The following is an 18786-nucleotide window of genomic DNA, read 5'->3' on the forward strand; positions in this document are numbered from 1 at the left end:
TGTATCTTCTAGCGTTTCGTAAAACTATTAAAGCTTATAGAAAAAACGACAGCATTACTGCTGCCGTTTCCTTCGTTAACAATAACCTCTATTTTTTATTTTTTCCAATCGCTACATAACTAGATAGCTTTGTAACTTTGAACTCGATGGATCCTGACATATAGAGGCTATTTAATACATCTAATGAACCATTTTCATTATTAAAATCGTATGCCTCCACTTTCTTAAATCCTTTCGCTGCAGTTGCATTAACTGGTAAACGGAGATTCACAGCATCGTCGAGTGCATTTACATAAGTGGATTTTCCGCCTTTTTCAGTTCTGAGAGCAAATTGATAAACATCTGATACTGCTTCATCCGTTCCAGTTACTGGAACAATCGTGTTAGTATCAAGGTTAATCTCCAAGAATACTTTATCAGCCTCAGTACGGACTAATTGAGTCAGAACTTTTGTAGGTAGCATCGTTTGTACACCACCTGAAACAAAGGCAACTGATTTTTTGGATTGTTCTAAGTCTTTTAAAACTGAAGCAGGCATTTCAACTTGTAACTTAGTTTTTGAATTTGACAATACTGGCGTTGCAAGCACTACTGCACTAGATGAGTTTTTAAGTTGCTGCTCGATATCCTTATTGGTCACAACCATTTTAGCTGTTTGTGCGTCTTCCTTTACGGAAACCGAAACTTCTTTGCTAGCAGTATTTTGACCGATATCTGAAATATTAAATTTCAATTTGTAGTCACCAGCTTTTAATCCTGCAAACGGAATTTTAAAAGATCCGTCTTGTGCTAAAGTAACTGGTTTCGTTTCCAACACGTTACCTGCATTATCTCTTAGTTCATAGCTAGTCGTTAACTTGTCGTTCACATCATATTTTTCTTCGAATACCGTTTCAACTGTGTCTTTGAAATCAATGAATTTATCCTTTATTGAGCCTTTAAACTCAAATGCGGTATCTTCAGTGAAATTACTTGTATCTGGCAGAACAAATTCTGGCTTAGTTGATTTAATATAAATTGGACCAAGCCAATCAAATGCAGTAGCTGTTGTTAAATCAATGGTATATACACCATCAGGCGCATTAATCTTTTTTCCTGTTCCCCATTCAGTGATACTGCCATTAAACGTAACAGTTTTTGGTCCTGTCGTTGTTGAATTAGCAGCCACTAAATAACCTAAATATCCATCTCCATAGAACCCCGCATCTTGATGGGCAGCATCCCAAAGTTCAATATAAGTAGTACTTTGACGATCATAGAACTCATAACGAACCGTTGTACTATTTAATTTTGGTGAGATTACATTACTATCAATAGAGTAGCTCTTTATTCCTGTTGGTGGTGCAAAGTTAGCTGCAAACGGTAAAATTAACTTAGTCGTACCATTAGTAATGTGAATATAACCTAACAGTTCATTGCCAGTAGTCCCTGTACCCTTAGGAACGTTTAACGTTACTTTTAATGCTTTCTCACCAGAGGCTGGTAGAGTGAAACTAGACTGATCGACAGTTACATTTGCTCCAGCTAATGCACCTGTTGCAGCTTTTGTTACTTGGACCGAAACTGAGTAATCACTTGCTTTTCCAGTTAGGTTTTTCACTTTAATATCTCTAGTTACAGTAGATGCGTTATTCGCGTTAGTTGGAACATTGCCAAAAGTAACGGTCCCTTTCTTATTTTCGTATGTCTTTGATGAAAAAGTTGTCTGATCAATCGCATAGGCTAATGCTTCTAATGTTGCTGCTTTATATGGTTGAACCCGCCCAGGTCCTTGAGAAAATACATCATATTTTGTTACATCTAATTGTTTGGCAGAATTCGAGATTGCTACTTTAATATCAAATGGAGTCCAATCTGGATGCTCTGATTTCAGTAAAGCTACTACACCGGCAACATGTGGGGTAGCCATACTTGTTCCGGACAATCGTTCGTAAGCTTCCCCGTATTCTGCATTAGGGAAATCCTTTTTATACATTGGAACAGATGACATAATATTTGTTCCAGGTGCAGAAACGTCTGGTTTAAGGTCAAAATTCGGATTTGCCGGGCCGCGTGAGCTTAAGCTATTAATATCATCTCCAGTACTAAGTGAAGATGTGATATTACTAAAGGTGACAGTAGCTGTATTCGTTTTTAAAGCTGTTCTTAAGGCATTTCCATCTGTCGTTGACATATCAAAAGCTGGAATGAATGCGAAAGAATCACTTAGGAAAACGTTCGCAGGACCATTGCCGTTTGCTCCACCGTTATTATGGATAATCATAGCAACTGCGCCAGCTTTTTTGGCAGCTGCAATCTTATCAACAAAAGCAATGGTTCCACGGGAGACAAGAGCAACCTTTCCTTTTACATCCAATCCGTTATAGTCTTTTTCTTCCCCGACGTTTGGAACAGCAACAACATCATAAGTACCTGTTAAGGTTTCAGCAGGGTTTTCGCCAAACTTCCACCCCATTAAATTAAGGTTATATTTTGAAGGTGCCGAACCTGCAAAAGTGACATTCACATCCCCATTCATCGTCGTTTCAGGAACAGTTGAGTTAGCGACAGAGATAGCAAACGCAGCAGTTGCTGGACTTCCAATTGTACCACGGTTCGGACCAGTGTTACCTGTAGCTACAACCGCAGTTACCCCAGCTAATGCGGCATTATTAATCGCAACAGCATCTGCTGATGTAGAAGTGTTACTTGGGCCACCTAATGATAAGTTAATAACATCCATTTTTTCTTGAACAGCTTTGTCAATGGCAGCGATAATTCCGGAAGTAGGACCGCTTCCATAAGCTCCTAAGACACGGTAGGCGTAAAGATCTACTTTTGGTGCAATCCCTTTAATACCAAATGGGTTTTTACCTTGTGCAGCAATTGTTCCTGCAACATGAGTACCATGATCTGTATAGAAGACATAACCGTCTGCATCAATTTCTGGTTTATTGGCAGGTCGTTCAACAGGCGATGTTTCGTAAGGATCATCATTTGCCCGAGTACGTGTATACTCAGAGGATTTAGATTGATCAATAAAATTGTATCCGCCTTTATACACGTTTTCAAACTCAGGATGATAATAGTCAATTCCAGTGTCTAGTACTGCTACTTTGACATTTTGACCTTCGTAGCCCATTGCCCATACATCTGGAACGCCAAGGAATGGATTACTATTACTCATCATAGGTTTAACGGTATCATTTTTAGAAGGCTCACTTAATGCATGAACCTCTGAATCCGGCTCAACACTAACGACTCCTTCCACTTTCAAAAGTTCTTTTAATTGTTTTGCTGTTAATGTTAGTGCCATACCATTAAATGTTTCACTATACGTAAATCCTTTTTTGTGCTTAATTCCTTTATTCCGTAACTGGTTTTCAAACTTATCTTGCTGAGATTTTATTTTCTTTTTAACATTTTCTCGATCGGAAGAAGTAAATGATTTTCCTTGCACTTTTTTGATTCCCTGTTCTAGTGCAACTGGATGCTCTGATAGTTGGACAATAACATCTACCTCTTTATCACCCTTTAGTTTTTCTAACTCTGGTGAAAGTGTTGCCTCTTGATTCAATATTGACTCTTGTTGGGCAATAAGAGACTTCATTTGGATAATGCTTTCATCGCTTATTTGCGTTTTTTTAGAACTTAACCCTTTTTCAGCAGAAGCAAAAATAGGTGTTAATAATGAAAAAACAAGTGTAAAAATTAGTAAACTACTAAAAATCTTACCATATCTTTTTCTCTTCAATACAATTCACCTCTCCTAGCTTTCTTCGTAATAAAACACATTTTCGATCTTAATAACGAACGATTGTTATCTATTTCTCCCTTCAATCAAATTTTAGACAAGATAAAATGTCCAACTTTATTTTATCAGAATAGTTCAAATATTCAACAATCAAATTCAGACATATTTTTTACTATTTGTTATTTTACTAGGAATATTAAGTGCAACTAGTTAAAAGTGGGTCAGTACTCTCTTACTTTTTCATTCTGCTTTTCTTTATCTTTCCATTCCTTCACGTTGTAGTCCTTCAAATGTCCATTTTAGGTTTAAAGTTTGTCCCTGTAATTGATTTTGGTTTTCACCATTATCAACAAATTGAAATTGTACGAAAAGCTTATCTTTATCCCCCTTCTTTAATCCGCTTATTTCCTCAAGATGCTCATGGAATACCTTGTTTTCTACGGCATCAGGTGTCATATTTTGTAAATCGTAAAGAGTTGTTTGATACACTACTTGATCTTCAGGTAACCATGTACCTAGAATGGCTTTATCTTGATTAAATAAAAAGTTCACACGAATATATTTTGCAAGTTCATCCGAGTTTGCTGGTGTACCGTCGTTATTTGTAACGGTAAATTCGGTTTTTAATAGTACTTTAGAAATATCTACAGTGCCATTATTTTTAAGATTGAAAGTTTTTGTGGTAAAATCTCCAGGTACCATATTTTTAAGATTTACAATGGTAGTTGGGTTTACACTAAGGTCTAAAGTACCTGTTGCAAATGTACTGGTAGCTTCCGCTTGCGCACTAAAAAAGGCAAATGTACCTCCACTTAATAATGCCAATCCGAGTACCCCTGTTGCTGCTGCTGCCCCTAACTTCTTTTTAATGCTCATTTTTTTCCTCCTCTTTCCCCCTAATATTTTTGGGATTAAATTATTTATGTGAACTCCTTGTAGGGAAATTCAACCAAATCCAATGAAGTTCAATATTAAGAACCTATTTTTTTGATAAAAACTATCAAACGAATCGTTCTTTTTAACGAACCTATTAAATTGAGTATAGGAGAAAACTACCATACTGAAAAACCCCAAAATCCAGCGAATTTTCTCAATTAAGAACGTTTTCAGTGCTTTTTATAGTATTTTCTCCCATTTTCTCAATATTTCATATTTTTCGAAGAGTTTTCCGCTCTTTATCAAATGCATATAACATAAATAAAAAAATAGGAGCCTAAGGCAAAGAAAACAAATAAGTCCACCCCTTTTTCCAATAAAGAAAAGGAATGGACTTAATTATTAATAATTAATTATTACCGAACATAAATTTTTTTGATCTAATATTTACACTAAGGACTAAACCAATAACAATCATATTAGTAATTAGCGCACTTCCCCCGTAACTAACAAATGGCAAAGCAAGTCCAGTAACTGGCATTAAGCCAATTGTCATTGAAATATTTTGAAAAACTTGAAAGGCAATTAATCCAATAGCTCCGGCACAAATATAAACACCAAACAAGCTTTGGGTGTTTAATGCAATGAAAATCATTCTATATATTAATATAAAATATAAACCTATTAATATAGCACTACCAATAAAACCAAATTCTTCTCCAATCACAGAGAAGATGAAATCGGTGTGCGCCTCTGGAATTTTTCCACTTTGAACTTGTATGCCCTGATTAAATCCTTCCCCTTTTAACTGTCCGGCTCCTATTCCCATGATAGCTTGTGTCAATTGATAACCATAGGTGGAAGCAAACTCTTCTGTATTCAGCCAACCATAAATTCTCTCTAATTGATGCGGTTTAATAATTTTTGAAAATATCTCGAAATAATGATTGTGGAGATACACTAAAAAAGCAATAAGAGCGGTAAAACCAGAGATTAATAAGAGTATCATTTTATAAGAAATACCCGAAACGATAATTAAGGTTAGTGTTACAGCTGCAATCACCAGAGCTGATCCTAAATCAGGTTGGACTAGAATTAAATAGAATGGAATGATAGAAGCAAACACGATCTTTAAAGTAATTGGGATACTAGCTCGGAAAGAGAGACTCTTTTTGCCTAATTTATTTAATAAAACCGCTAAAAAAATGATTAAAAAAACTTTTACGAATTCCGAAGGCTGTAATTCAAAAAATTTAAAACTAATCCATCGCTGGGATCCATTTTTGTACGTTCCAAAAAAATGGACAAGTACCAACAAAGCAACTCCTACGGCATATAGTGGGTAAGCCCACTTTTCAAGCAACTCAAAATCAAAGTATGCCACAGCTGACATAATAGCAATCCCGACGATATACCAAATCACTTGTCTTTTCACAAAATAATAGGGATCCTGTACTTGGTACTGACCTGAGCCACTGTAAACTGCAATCAGGCTGAAAATAAATAAGCAGAATAAAATAAATAACAGTGTATAATCAATTTGTAATTCTCTTCGCTGCAATTCCTTCATCCTCTTTCACCATATTTTTTTTCACGTGGCTAATAAAGGCGCTTATGCATCTGTTCTTGTAAGTAAATTTAGAACAAGTTTTACAGCGATTGCATCGTCTAAATAGCCGACTGGAAATATATAATCAGGGATAACATCTACTGGTAAAATGAAATAAATTAATGCGCTTCCAATTAGAGCAAGTTCAACAGCTGTACCTTTATTTAGACGGAATTTCTCATACATTTCTTTCAAATTGCTAATAAATGGACCGATACTCCCCACTTTTTGAAGCTTTTCCTCAAATTTATTTAGAATGGTTTCTTTTCCCTCTTCTGTTTGTGTATATTGTTTATACTTCGCTAATTCTTGTTCAACACTTACGATAGAAAACGTTTTATCATATAGATTAGAGGATTCAAGAAAATTTTGAATGCTGTCGATAGACGTATGGATATCTGATTGATCCATCTCTTGATTCTGTTCAATAGGATATCCTGCTGCTATAAATAAATCTGACATAGGAACTTTAAGGCATTCAGCAAATTTTTGTAAATGTTCTGGATTTGCTTTTCGTTTTCCGTTTATAATCCTTGAAATTGTAGCTGTATCGATATCAGTAAGCTGACTAAGTTTCCGCATTGACAATGAACGATTTTTTAATAATTCTTTTAACATCAAGCCTAGATTATTGTTTTTACTTTCTTCTGACATATTTATGATTCCTTTCATCGTTAATTTAAGTGACAAAATGAAAATACTACTAATAATTTATTAATAAAAATTGCTATATATCGACGTAATTATTAAAATGTAAATGTTCCTTTGAACTATACAATTTCGTTGACGATTTGTCAACATAATTAAGGTAACGTTCGAGGATTTAAAGTTAATAGATTAATAAAATAATTGTTGACATTACAAGGTTTTCTACGTATAAATGTAAGAGTCGGTGATCAAATAAACATCCTCTTCGTCGAGGGTGTTTTTTACTAATAGGCTTTGTAAAATCTGTACGAAATGGCAACAATAATTGCGAGTACATCTTCTTCCAAAAAGGAGTGTCTAAGTTGGTAAACAGCATGGCAGAAGACCAAATCATTCTTCAAATCATAAAATATATAAAAGAGGGAAAAAGGAGGGAGTTTCAAGTTGTCTTGGAAGAACTCCAGCCTTATGATATAGCACGAATATTCGAAAGTCTTCCAGAAAAGCATTACACTCGCTTCTTATTATTTCTTTACCCCGAACAAATTGCGGAACTTATTGAGGAACTTGATAAGGAACACCAATTAAAAGTTCTTGCAAAATTAGGTGTTGAAAAATCAGGTCAAGTAATGGATCTAATGGATAATGACGATTTAGCATCATTATTTGAGAATTTATCTCCTGATAAAATCGATGAACTTCTTTCGGGAATGAAACAAGAAGAATCGAAAATTGTTCAAAATATCATGAACTATCCACCGGAAACAGCGGGAAGATTAATGACCAATCGTTTTGTGTGGATTCCTCAACACTACACTGTTCGTGAAACAGTCGATAAGCTTAAAATATTTGCAGAATTCTCAGAGACTATAAATTATTTATATGTAATTGACCATGACAAAAAATTAGTAGGTGTTGTATCCTACCGAGATTTAATTTTAGCAGATGAATATGAAAAAATTCATGATATTATGTTTAGCCGCGTAATTTCTGTCTCAACAGATGCTGACCAAGAAGAAGTGGCTCGAGTGATTGAAAGATACGATTTTTTAGCTATTCCCGTAGTAGAGAATAACCATGAGTTAGTGGGAATTGTAACTGTCGACGATATCATTGACGTCGTTATTCAAGAAGCAAATGAGGATATTGAAAAACTTTCTGCATCTGGTAAAGCAATCGATTTTGATACGAAGGCATATGTGGCCGCATATCGAAGGCTCCCATGGCTTATTTTACTTTTATTTATTGGTCTTGTATCAGGTACCATTATTAGTGGTTTCGAAAATACATTATCTAAGGTAGTGGCTTTAGCTTTCTTTATGCCTATGATCGCAGGGATGACTGGAAATACAGGTACTCAATCCTTAGCTGTTGTAGTAAGGGGTCTTGCTACTCGCGACATTGATAAGAAGGTAGTTTTTAAACTGATTTCTCGAGAGCTCTCAGTAGGAATAATAATCGGTATTACTTGTGGAATTTTAATTTCAATTATTGCTTATGTTTGGCAAGGGAATCCTGTTCTAGGATTGGTCGTCGGTAGTTCATTGGTGATGACACTAATTATTGGTACTCTTGCTGGAACGATCATTCCTCTCATCCTTTATCGGTTTAAAATTGACCCAGCAGTGGCTTCTGGTCCCTTAATAACCACATTGAATGATATTTTGTCATTATTAATATACTTTGGAATTGCTACAGCGTTTATTTCTAAATTAATGTAGTAAGAAAAGCGCAAGCGTCTTGGTCATCGGCGTACGGATTTCGTAGTCTTCGACTGAGATAAAGGAGACACGGCGAGGGACGAGTCGATGCCCGCTTATCGTAGGGAGAAGACGGAGAAATCCGCTAGCCGATAGGCGCTGGAGCTAGACATAGCAGACACTTTTCATGTCTAATATCCCTAGTAAATTTTATACTTTCTTACCTTTTAAAGAATATAAAAAAAAGGCTAATCAAAAGATCAGCCTTTTTTGCATTTATTTTTCAGATACAACAGTAAAACGTTCATTGATATGTTTTGGATTTTCAATTTCGTCTAAAACGGCAATAGCATAATCCGCATAGCTTACATAGCTTTCACCTTTAGAATTAACTAGTAAATGATCTTTTCCAGCTTCGTATTTTCCAGTTCTTGGTCCTTCCGGATCAAAGAATGCTGAAGGGCTTAGGAAAGTCCAAGTAATTGAAGAGTTTTGTAAATCCTCTAGATTTTTGCCTTGATTTTGAGCAGTAGCTAAAAACATGCTAGGGAAATCAGGTGTTTCGAACACACGAATAGTTTTCTCTTCATCAACAAATAGACTGCCAGCTCCACCTACGACAAATAATTTTGTTTTTGGAGCATTTTGTAGAAGTTCGATTAATTTTCTTCCCGCCTCAACATGAAGATGTTCCTGCCCTGCAGGAGCTGCAAATGCATTAACAATTACATCAAATGCTTGAACATCCTCTGCAGTTAAAGAGAATATATCCTTTTCCAATATAGCAACATTCTTGTCAGTCACTTTAGCAGCATTTCTTACAATTGCTGTTACTTCGTGTCCACGGTCAACTGCTTCTTTCAAAATAAAGCTGCCTGCTTTTCCACTTGCACCAATGATACCTATTTTCATAATATTATCCTCCTAAGATAAATGTTGTAACAAAATCAGTTACATGTTAGTGGTAAAAAAGATCCTCTCTATTGAAAGAGATGATCCAAAACGTCTTGTAATGTCTGACTTGCCAACTTACTTTCCATTTCTGTCTGGATTGAGTGAAAAACATCATCCAAGGTTGATTGAATTCTTTTACCGACTGGACATTCCGGATTCGGTTTATCATGTAAGGCAAACAGTTCTTCTTTTGGTTGAACAGCTTTATAAACCTCTAATAAAGTGATATTAGAAGGGAGCTTAGTTAAAATTGAACCTGGAATTCCAACTTGTGATTCTAAAAGTCCAGCCTTTTTTAGCATGCCACTAATTCTTCTTATTACTACAGGATTAGTGTTTACACTTGCTGCTATCCAATCTGAAGTAAGTTTTTCGCGCTCTTTCGTAGAAGCAACTAAAGAAAGTATATGAATGGCGACAGCAAAACGAGTATTTATCATAACGTCCACCACCTTGTAACTATTTTAGTTACAAAAAGTGAAATTGTCAATAGACTTAATTTGTTTCCACAATGTTTTTTCCTCTTTATTTAAAATCTTTAATTTTTCTTAAAACTTTTTTGCTATAATACTAATTGTTATTATAGTAAGAAAGGAATTATCAAACATGGATGAAAACGTCATAAGAATTTTAGAGATTATTGAAAAAAACGGTAGAATTCCTTTAGATACACTAGCAAAGATGGTAAATATGACAGAGGAAAAAGTAGCTGAAATCATTAAAGACCTAGAAAATCGCAAAATTATTGCCAGCTATATTTCTGTGATTAATTGGTCAAAAATAAACGATCAAGAAATGATTACAGCTTTAATAGATGTAAAGGTAACCCCGAAACGTGGAGTTGGATTTGATGCAGTTGCTGAACGTATTTATCGGTATCCGCAAGTAAAATCAGTATATTTAATGAGCGGTGCATATGATTTATCTGTAGTGGTGGAAGGAAAATCTATGCTTGAAGTTGCAAGTTTTGTATCAGATAAATTAGCAACGATCGATTCTGTAATCTCGACTGCTACCCATTTTATTTTAAAAAAATACAAGCACGATGGGGTTATTTTTGGTGAAGGAGAAAAAGATAGAAGGATTATGATACAACCATGAAAATAAATCAGATAGAACATTTTAACCCTGCAAGCTTTTTATCAGAAACCGCAAAATCGATTAAGCCATCAGGCATTCGACGTTTTTTTGATTTAGCCACTCAAATGGAAAACGTCATTTCTTTAGGTGTTGGAGAACCTGATTTTGTCACACCTTGGAATTTCAGAGAAGCAAGTATTTTGTCATTGGAAGAAGGCTATACTGCATATTCTCCGAATGCTGGTCTATTAGAGCTTCGGAAAGAAATATCAAATTATGTACAAAAACAATTTCATATACATTATTCACCTGAAAATGAAATTATCGTGACCGTTGGCGCATCTGAAGCACTTGATATTGCACTCCGAGCGGTAATTAATCCAGGAGATGAGATTATTGTTGTAGAGCCTTGTTTCGTATCTTATGTACCTATTGTCGAACTTGCTGGCGGAAAAGCTGTAACTGTACAAGCATTACCAGAACATGATTTCAAAATTCAAGCCGAGCAAATTGAATCATTGATTACTGATAAAACAAAAGGCATAATCATTTGTTCACCAAATAATCCAACTGGTACAGTATTAAATAAAAAAGAATTAGAGGATATTGCAAATGTTGTAATTCAGCATAATTTGCTCGTTTTCTCAGATGAGATTTATGCGCAACTTTCTTATGATGAACCTTATACTAGCTTCGCAGCCATACCTGGTATGCGGGAACGAACCATCTTAATGAATGGTTTTTCTAAAGCCTTTGCCATGACGGGGTGGAGATTAGGATTTGTATGCGGTCCCGTCGAAATTCTACAAGCAATGTTAAAAATTCATCAATATGCGATTATGTGTGCCCCAACTATGTCTCAGTTTGCAGCAATAGAGGCCCTTAAACACGGAAATGATGAAGTAAAAAAAATGGTGAGAAGCTATCATAGTAGAAGAAACTATATTGTAGAAGAGCTCAATGAAATGGGATTACCTTGCCATATACCAGGTGGAGCATTCTATGTCTTTCCTAATATTACATCTACAGGGTTAACGAGTAATGATTTTGCTGAAAAATTATTATTTGAAGAACAGGTGGCTGTCGTTCCTGGATCCGTATTTGGGGAAAGTGGTGAAGGTCATGTTAGATGCAGCTATGCAACTAGCATTGATTTATTACAAGAAGCTCTGACAAGAATAAAGCGATTTGTGGAAAAGTATCAAAAATAAGTTGCTAAATCATTGATTTAATAGGGGGCATTTTTGCCCCCCTTATTTGACATGATATAGATAAATCTTCCAATATGATGTATTTGATTCAAATACTTTTTGTAATGATAATTTATTTTCCTCTGCATTTAAAATTGGCACAGCAGAAATAATATACTCCCCGCCCATTTGTTTTAATTGTTTTATATTTAATTGTAAATTTGTAATCTTCATACTCGAGTTTTTGGAAAACATATAATGTTTACCAAGCTCATCAACAAAGACATAAACTCTGCCACCCCAGTGATCATAATAGTCAGCTAAATATTTACTTTTTGAGAGCTCTGGAGCAATAATTTTCCGAAACTCCTCCTTGTAAGAAAGTGGATAGAGATTACTATAACTATCTAAAGTATAAAAACCATTATATTGTGCAATATCAGGATGCATCCCAATACTAACTACTCGATATTTTTCAACAGGCTTCCCAATAAATTTTTTAATCTCATTAAATTGCTCCTCCGCAAAATACTGTCGATAAGAAGGCTGATTTTTATATGCTATTTGTTCATTGTAGGGAATTAACACATATATCTGAGCGATGATACAAATAATCGCAACTGATTTCCCCCACTTTCCAAGCTGCCAAATATATCGAAGTGAAAGAGCAAATAGAGCATAGATTACAAGCGGCCTTAAATAATGATAACGAGCAAAATTAAAACTAGTTAGTAAGCCTACTCGATCCTTCAATGGCTGCCATCCTTCATAAAACCAAAATGCATACCAAATGGATAGGAGAAGATTTAATATATGCAACCCAATAAACAGCTTTTCTTTTTTCCATTGCTTTTTTGCCAGGATAATCACTAAGGTTACGATCGTAAGTGGAAGAATAATTAGTTCTGAAACTGTACGATCTTGATTATGACTAAATACATAATTTTTTAAGATTAACGTAAAAGTTTCAATCAAACTATTTTTTGATTCATAAAAAGCATCTCTATTTGTCGGCTCATGCGGTAGGAGCATAGAAGCAACCAACCTATAGTCAATCAATAAATAAATAACGGTCATATACGCTATAGAAAAGAAAAATTTTAAGTTCCATTTTTTTGTTCGGATAATATCTACTAACCAAAAAATCCCCATCCCGGACAAGAAAAAGAAAAAACCAAGAACAAAGCTCGATAGAAATGGAAGAATCGTTAGGATCACATAATTAACCCAGGACTTCTCGCCATTACGTATATTTAAAAACGCCCAGAGTGCTAAAGGCATACCTAAAATGCTCAACATTCCTGATGGCCAATAAGGGGTTAATGCAAAAGTTAATGCTGCTCCAACTTGTATAAGTCCTAAAGGTCTTTCTTTAATGACATACTTTTTTAAAAGGAGATACATACCGATAAAAGCAAGTACCCTAGTGATAAGCTGGCTCACTCCATATGCAATCATTGGAGTAAGCAAGCTAAATAAAATGATCATCCCATTAAATTGAGAATAAAAAGCATCTCTTGTCATTTCTCCATTAAATATTTGTTGAAAGGGTGCATCAATTGGAGCAAAAAGCTGGCCACTTTCCTTAAGAACCTTATACCAGCCTAAATTAGAATCCAAATTATCATGTACACGTACATGAGCATCTTGTCCGAGGATAAAATATGGGGCTACCCATATTAAAATAATAAGAATAGCAATTAACATATATAGTCTTTCTTTATTTTGTAAACCTCTACCAATACCCATTAAAAATTAACTCCCTGTTCTTTGTAACGGATTTCTATTAAAAACTACAAATCGTTGCCCAAAATAATTAGTGATTGTGTATAACCCACTGCCTAACAAAACAGCAGCCTCATGATCATATGAGTCAGGTAAAAAATCCCACTGTTCAAACATCCATTTTGATAAGCTTAATCCTAATTTATAGGAAATAAAATAACAAAATAAAATAACAAGTATGAACCGAATCATACTCTTTACTAACGGAGCATCACTTTGAAAGGTTATACTTTTATTAAGAAAGTAACTGACAATCGCACCAATGGCATTTCCGATAAATGTCGATATCCAATAATTTAGGTTGAACAATTTTAAACAAATAAAAATGACTGACAACCCAATACATGTATTAATCACCCCAACAACCAAAAATTTGATGAATGAATGCTTCAGTATCATTTATGAATCCTTGATTCTAAATGGGAAGTTTCTACATGTTTAAATACTTTTTCTTCAACAATAAACCTTGGACGATTCTTTACTTCTTCATAAATTTTGCCTACATACTCACCAATAAAACCGATGCTCATCATCAGCAGCCCTCCGATAAACCATATAGAAATCATAAGCGATGCCCATCCCGATTCGGTATGACCCATAAATTTTTGAATTAAGACGTAAATACCCGCAATTAAACTAATAAATGAAGCGAAAAATCCTAACAAAGTAATGAAACGGATTGGTTTGACACTAAAGGATGTTATACCGTCGAGAGCAAACGCAATCATTTTCGCTAAAGGATATTTTGATTCTCCCGCTTCTCTTTCTTTCCGATCATAATAAACATTTGTAGATTTAAACCCTACTAAGGGAACAATCCCTCTTAAGAAAAGATTTGTCTCTTTAAAACGAAGCATTTGCTCTAAGGCCCTTCTACTCATCAGCCGATAATCTGCATGATTATAAACTAAAGGCAATCCAAGTTTTTTCATAAAGCTATAGAAACCTTGAGCTGTCGTTCTTTTAAAAAATGTATCAGAATCTCTTTTTTTCCTAACACCATATACAACATCATAACCTTGTAGATATTTAAGAATAAATTCCTTAATTACATGTATATCATCCTGGAGGTCAGCATCAATAGAAATAATACAATCTGAATATTTTACCGCTTCCCCTAAACCAGCAAGTAGTGCTTTTTGGTGGCCAAAATTACGTGATAGCTTAAGACCATTAACTGATTGATCATTTTGATAAGCTTGGACAATATGATCCCAAGTGGAATCTTTACTGCCATCATCTACAAATAATAACTTACTTTCTATTCCTATGTATTTTTCGTTAATTAGGCGATTAATAACATCTTTCAACTGATTACAAGTTGTTTCAAAAACTTCCTCTTCGTTATAACAAGGTACAACAATAGTTAAGATGGGCTGTTCCATTAAAACACCTCGTTTTTTTATACATTTCTTCCAAATTATACTACTTAATAAATAAATGCAAAAGTTTTTTTAAAATTCTTAAGATAATCTTAATAAATAGGTGAAAATCTCCTATAATTATTCCCACGAAAAAAGACTTAAATAAAAAAAATGGACAATCCTTAAAAAGAAAGTCCATTCTTGATACTTCTGTAAATTAAATTTTATATACTCTTGCTTCGTAAGGCTTTAAGTTACAATGACTAATTTCTCCATGTTCCTCAACATCATAGTTTTGGAGGATTAATTGATCAAATTTCAATGATATTTCATTGAATGAGTAGGATGCAGCTTGATCGGACAAATTCGTAAGTATAAGCACTTTTTCCTTTTCTAATGTCCGTGTGTAAGCAAAAATTTGTGGATGATCTTCCAAAAGTAAATCATATACGCCATAGGTGAAAACTTTATTACTTTTCTTCAAGGCAATCATTTTTTTATAAAAATGATAAATTGAATTAGGATCATCCTTTTGTCTTTCAACATTAATCTCTTTATAATTCGGATTTACTCCAATCCATGAAGTTCCTATTGTAAATCCGGCATGTGATTCATTAGACCATTGCATAGGAGTTCTTGAATTATCACGGCTTGAATCCCAAATGATTTGCATAATTTGCTCGTGAGGTATTCCTTCATTGATTTTAATCTGATACAAATTTTTCGTTGCGACATCATCATACTCATCAATGGTATTGAATTTCACATTTGTCATTCCTATTTCTTGACCTTGGTAAATGAATGGAGTTCCTTGCATGAGGAAATACATCGCTCCCAGTGCAGTAGCACTTTCTCGCCAATAGTCTTTGTCATTTCCCCATGTTGAAACAACACGTGCTTTATCATGATTTTCGATAAACAAGGCGTTCCAACCTTTATTTTCTAAACCTTTTTGCCATCTACTTAATACCTTTTTCAATTCGACGATATCAATATTTTTTTTATTTTCTGCATCCCACAAGCTTAGATGCTCAAATTGGAATACCATATTAAATTTCCCTTTATCTTCACCGACCCAAATTTCCGCCTCATCAATGCTCACGCCGTTCGCTTCACCGACTGTCATAATATCGTACTTGGAGAAGGTTTCTTGCTTTAATTCTTCTAGAAACGGTTGAATGCCTTCAACATTCATATGTTTATCAAAGGAAGAAACATATGTTAGACCTAATGGGTTTGGCATATCATGAAGACCGTCTTCTTTTTTAATATGACTGATTGCATCCACGCGAAAGCCATCAATCCCTTTATCCATCCACCAGTTCATCATTTTATATAGAGCAGTTCTAACTTCTTTATTTTCCCAGTTTAAATCTGGTTGTTTTCTTGAAAAAATGTGAAGGAAAAATTGATTAGTCATTTCATCATATTCCCAAGCTGATCCTCCAAAAATACTTTCCCAATTATTAGGTTCTTTCCCGTCTTTTCCATCGCGCCAAATATACCAGTCTCTTTTTGGACTATCTACAGAAGATCTAGATTCAATAAACCATGGATGTTCATCACTCGTATGATTTATGACTAGATCAATGATCAACTTCATTCCTTTTCGATGAACTTCCTCCAGCAGCAAATCAAAATCCTTCATTGTACCAAATTCGTCCATAATATCTTGATAGTCACTAATATCGTAGCCGTTATCATCATTAGGTGATTTATACATCGGACAAATCCAAATGACATCAATTCCTAATTCCTTCAAATAATCAAGCTTAGAAATAATCCCTTTTAAATCTCCAATTCCATCACCATTTGAATCCATAAAACTTCTAGGGTATATCTGATAAGCCACTGCTTCTTTCCACCATGCTTGCTTCATAAATTTTCCTCACTTTTCTCTTTTATCATAGGATGTTATCTGAAGCATTCTTATATAAAGGCTTCTTTCATATATTGTTGCTTTTCGGAAGTATGCAAATTCTATTTCAATTTTGGAGACGTGCTCTTTTCCCTAAATATTAAGTCTCCATTTCAAATTAGACGACAAATTCGAATCGTAAAAATCCAAGTAGATATTTACTTCGTAAAATCTTTACCGATTTTTACTTATTGATTTAAGCAACAAAGTTTTGAAAAGAGCCTATACTGATAATTTATAAACTCTTGCTTCAAAAGGTAACAGTTCGATGTTCTCTATCGATGCATCATCATTGACTTCATAATTACTAATCAATAATGCTTTTTTCTTAAAATGAATTGTTTTTGGAAGTTCAAATGTTGGTTTCTCTTTTGAGAAGTTTAAAATTACTAAGAGCTTTTCATCACCTAATGTACGAGTATACGCATAGATTTCATTATGATCAGGCAATATTAAATCATAGGAACCGTATACAATGATTTCGTGTTTTTTTCGAAGATCTATTAATCTTTTATAATAATTGAAAATGGAATGTTCATCTTCTAGCTGCTGCATGGCATTGATATGTTTATAATTCGGATTCACTTGTATCCATGGGGTTCCAGTAGTAAATCCTCCATTTATACGATCACTCCATTGCATCGGCGTTCTCGCATTATCTCTCCCTTTCACGTAAATCGATTCCATGATTTGCGAATATTTACTTTCGTTTTCGCTTATTTTTTCTCTATACATATTTAGTGTTTCAATATCTTTATAATCATCGATTGATTGGAATTGAACATTGGTCATTCCTAGCTCTTCTCCCTGATATATATAAGGAGTTCCTTTTTGGAAATGAAGAAAAGTAGCAAGCATTTTTGCTGATTCCTTCCAATATTCCTGATCATTACCAAACCTTGAAACCATTCTTGGTTGATCATGATTATTTAAGTAAAGACTGTTCCAGCCAACCCCTTCAAGCCCTTTTTGCCATTTTGTAAAAGTAGCTTTTAAATCTTTTAATTGAAGTGGTTTTAAATCCCATTTTCCATTAGGACCAGAATCAAGGTCAACATGTTCAAATTGAAATACCATATTTAATTCATTTCGATCTTCGCCTGTATATTGTTTAGCCAAATCAATATCTACTCCAGGCATTTCACCAACTGTCATAATTTCATATTTTGAGAGAACTTCCTGATTCATTTCCTGTAAAAATTCATGAATTCTTGGCCCATTCATAAAAAACGTAGAACCAGAAATATATTTTCTCCCCTGAATTGGATCTCCATCCGGTAAGCTAGGAACTTTAGAAATAAAATTGATGACATCCATTCGTAATCCATCAATGCCTTTATCTAACCAGAACCTCATCATATCGTATACTTCATTTCGAACTTTTGGATTTTCCCAATTTAAATCAGGCTGTTTTTTACTAAAAAGATGTAAAAAATATTCATTTGTGTTCTCATCATATTCCCAAGCAGATCCACTGAATACAGATTCCCAATTATTTGGCTCTTCTCCGTTTTTACCCGGTCTCCAATAATAATAGTCCCGATAAGGACTATCTTTAGATTTTTTTGACTGCTTAAACCATTCATGCTCATCTGAAGTATGATTAACAACCAAATCCATCATTAACTTCATACCTCTACTATGCAATTCGCGGAGCAGTTCATCAAAATCATCCATTGTGCCAAAATCGTCCATAATTACCCGGTAATCACTTATATCATACCCATTATCATCATTAGGGGATTGATAAACAGGAGATAACCAAATAACATCAATACCCAGCTCTTTTAAGTAATCAAGTTTATTGGTTATTCCCTTTAGATCCCCAATTCCGTCACCATTTGAATCATTAAAGCTTCTAGGATATATTTGATAAACTACGCTTTCCTTCCACCAAACTCGACTTTCCATTGTCTCATTCCACATCCA

Annotated in this window: 14 protein-coding genes; 3 read left to right on the top strand and 11 right to left on the bottom strand. The window is 34.5% G+C overall.

Features of this window, described 5'->3' with window-relative positions:
- Positions 1–88 precede the first annotated feature (88 nt).
- The 4 genes from ACQKP0_RS18805 to ACQKP0_RS18820 form a co-directional block, all read right to left on the bottom strand.
- On the bottom strand, positions 89–3733 hold the full coding sequence (locus ACQKP0_RS18805) for a S8 family serine peptidase (protein WP_427407372.1): 3645 nt from the start codon (positions 3731–3733) through the stop codon (positions 89–91).
- Positions 3734–3988: 255 nt separating this feature from the next.
- Positions 3989–4609: a TasA family protein gene (locus ACQKP0_RS18810; RefSeq protein WP_427407373.1), complete on the bottom strand. Its 621-nt coding sequence runs from the start codon at positions 4607–4609 to the stop codon at positions 3989–3991.
- Between the two features lie 409 nt (positions 4610–5018).
- On the bottom strand, positions 5019–6179 hold the full coding sequence (rodA, locus tag ACQKP0_RS18815; protein ID WP_427407374.1) for a rod shape-determining protein RodA: 1161 nt from the start codon (positions 6177–6179) through the stop codon (positions 5019–5021).
- Positions 6180–6221: 42 nt separating this feature from the next.
- Entirely contained in the window at positions 6222–6872 is a 651-nt protein-coding gene (locus ACQKP0_RS18820; protein ID WP_427407448.1) for a DUF1232 domain-containing protein, read from the bottom strand.
- A gap of 368 nt (positions 6873–7240) precedes the next feature.
- Between ACQKP0_RS18820 and mgtE the strand changes: the two genes are divergently transcribed.
- Positions 7241–8587: a magnesium transporter gene (gene mgtE, locus ACQKP0_RS18825; protein ID WP_427407449.1), complete on the top strand. Its 1347-nt coding sequence runs from the start codon at positions 7241–7243 to the stop codon at positions 8585–8587.
- A gap of 255 nt (positions 8588–8842) precedes the next feature.
- Here the strand turns inward: mgtE and ACQKP0_RS18830 are convergent, their stop codons facing one another.
- Together ACQKP0_RS18830 and ACQKP0_RS18835 are read right to left on the bottom strand one after the other, a co-directional pair.
- Entirely contained in the window at positions 8843–9478 is a 636-nt protein-coding gene (locus tag ACQKP0_RS18830; RefSeq protein WP_427407375.1) for an NAD(P)-dependent oxidoreductase, read from the bottom strand.
- A gap of 68 nt (positions 9479–9546) precedes the next feature.
- Positions 9547–9960, bottom strand: coding sequence for an Rrf2 family transcriptional regulator (locus ACQKP0_RS18835; protein ID WP_427407376.1), 414 nt, complete (start codon positions 9958–9960; stop codon positions 9547–9549).
- A 166-nt stretch (positions 9961–10126) separates the two neighbouring features.
- Here ACQKP0_RS18835 and ACQKP0_RS18840 point away from each other — a divergent pair, with 166 nt between their 5' ends.
- Together ACQKP0_RS18840 and ACQKP0_RS18845 are read left to right on the top strand one after the other, a co-directional pair.
- On the top strand, positions 10127–10621 hold the full coding sequence (locus ACQKP0_RS18840) for an Lrp/AsnC family transcriptional regulator (RefSeq protein ID WP_427407377.1): 495 nt from the start codon (positions 10127–10129) through the stop codon (positions 10619–10621).
- Entirely contained in the window at positions 10618–11811 is a 1194-nt protein-coding gene (locus ACQKP0_RS18845; protein ID WP_427407378.1) for an aminotransferase, read from the top strand. The genes ACQKP0_RS18840 and ACQKP0_RS18845 overlap by 4 nt, the downstream gene beginning before the upstream one ends.
- A gap of 42 nt (positions 11812–11853) precedes the next feature.
- Here ACQKP0_RS18845 and ACQKP0_RS18850 read toward each other — a convergent pair whose 3' ends face one another.
- From ACQKP0_RS18850 to ACQKP0_RS18870, 5 genes are all read right to left on the bottom strand, one after another.
- A complete protein-coding gene (locus ACQKP0_RS18850) occupies positions 11854–13539 on the bottom strand; it encodes a DUF6044 family protein (protein WP_427407379.1) in 1686 nt (561 codons plus the stop codon).
- A 6-nt stretch (positions 13540–13545) separates the two neighbouring features.
- A complete protein-coding gene (locus ACQKP0_RS18855) occupies positions 13546–13974 on the bottom strand; it encodes a GtrA family protein (protein ID WP_427407380.1) in 429 nt (142 codons plus the stop codon).
- Positions 13971–14960: a glycosyltransferase family 2 protein gene (locus tag ACQKP0_RS18860; protein WP_427407381.1), complete on the bottom strand. Its 990-nt coding sequence runs from the start codon at positions 14958–14960 to the stop codon at positions 13971–13973. Before ACQKP0_RS18860 ends, ACQKP0_RS18855 begins: the two co-directional genes overlap by 4 nt.
- A gap of 196 nt (positions 14961–15156) precedes the next feature.
- The gene (locus ACQKP0_RS18865) at positions 15157–16818 is read right to left on the bottom strand and encodes a glycoside hydrolase family 13 protein (RefSeq protein ID WP_427407382.1); all 1662 of its coding nucleotides are present in this window, start codon (positions 16816–16818) and stop codon (positions 15157–15159) included.
- Between the two features lie 261 nt (positions 16819–17079).
- Positions 17080–18768, bottom strand: a complete 1689-nt coding sequence (locus ACQKP0_RS18870; RefSeq protein ID WP_427407383.1) for a glycoside hydrolase family 13 protein — start codon at positions 18766–18768, stop codon at positions 17080–17082.
- Positions 18769–18786: the final 18 nt, after the last annotated feature.

It is taken from the genome of Heyndrickxia sp. NPDC080065 (assembly GCF_050281185.1).
Classification (GTDB): Bacteria; Bacillota; Bacilli; order Bacillales; family Bacillaceae_C; genus Heyndrickxia.

Bases quoted from the DNA above. Each gene is read 5' to 3' on its own strand.
- ACQKP0_RS18820 (WP_427407448.1), bottom strand. From the start codon at position 6,872: ATGTCAGAAGAAAGTAAAAACAATAATCTAGGCTTGATGTTAAAAGAA.
- ACQKP0_RS18840 (WP_427407377.1), top strand. From the start codon at position 10,127: ATGGATGAAAACGTCATAAGAATTTTAGAGATTATTGAAAAAAACGGT.
- rodA (WP_427407374.1), bottom strand. From the start codon at position 6,179: ATGAAGGAATTGCAGCGAAGAGAATTACAAATTGATTATACACTGTTA.
- ACQKP0_RS18850 (WP_427407379.1), bottom strand. From the start codon at position 13,539: ATGGGTATTGGTAGAGGTTTACAAAATAAAGAAAGACTATATATGTTA.
- ACQKP0_RS18810 (WP_427407373.1), bottom strand. From the start codon at position 4,609: ATGAGCATTAAAAAGAAGTTAGGGGCAGCAGCAGCAACAGGGGTACTC.
- ACQKP0_RS18830 (WP_427407375.1), bottom strand. From the start codon at position 9,478: ATGAAAATAGGTATCATTGGTGCAAGTGGAAAAGCAGGCAGCTTTATT.
- ACQKP0_RS18870 (WP_427407383.1), bottom strand. From the start codon at position 18,768: ATGGAAAGTCGAGTTTGGTGGAAGGAAAGCGTAGTTTATCAAATATAT.
- ACQKP0_RS18865 (WP_427407382.1), bottom strand. From the start codon at position 16,818: ATGAAGCAAGCATGGTGGAAAGAAGCAGTGGCTTATCAGATATACCCT.
- ACQKP0_RS18835 (WP_427407376.1), bottom strand. From the start codon at position 9,960: ATGATAAATACTCGTTTTGCTGTCGCCATTCATATACTTTCTTTAGTT.
- mgtE (WP_427407449.1), top strand. From the start codon at position 7,241: ATGGCAGAAGACCAAATCATTCTTCAAATCATAAAATATATAAAAGAG.
- ACQKP0_RS18855 (WP_427407380.1), bottom strand. From the start codon at position 13,974: ATGATACTGAAGCATTCATTCATCAAATTTTTGGTTGTTGGGGTGATT.
- ACQKP0_RS18860 (WP_427407381.1), bottom strand. From the start codon at position 14,960: ATGGAACAGCCCATCTTAACTATTGTTGTACCTTGTTATAACGAAGAG.
- ACQKP0_RS18845 (WP_427407378.1), top strand. From the start codon at position 10,618: ATGAAAATAAATCAGATAGAACATTTTAACCCTGCAAGCTTTTTATCA.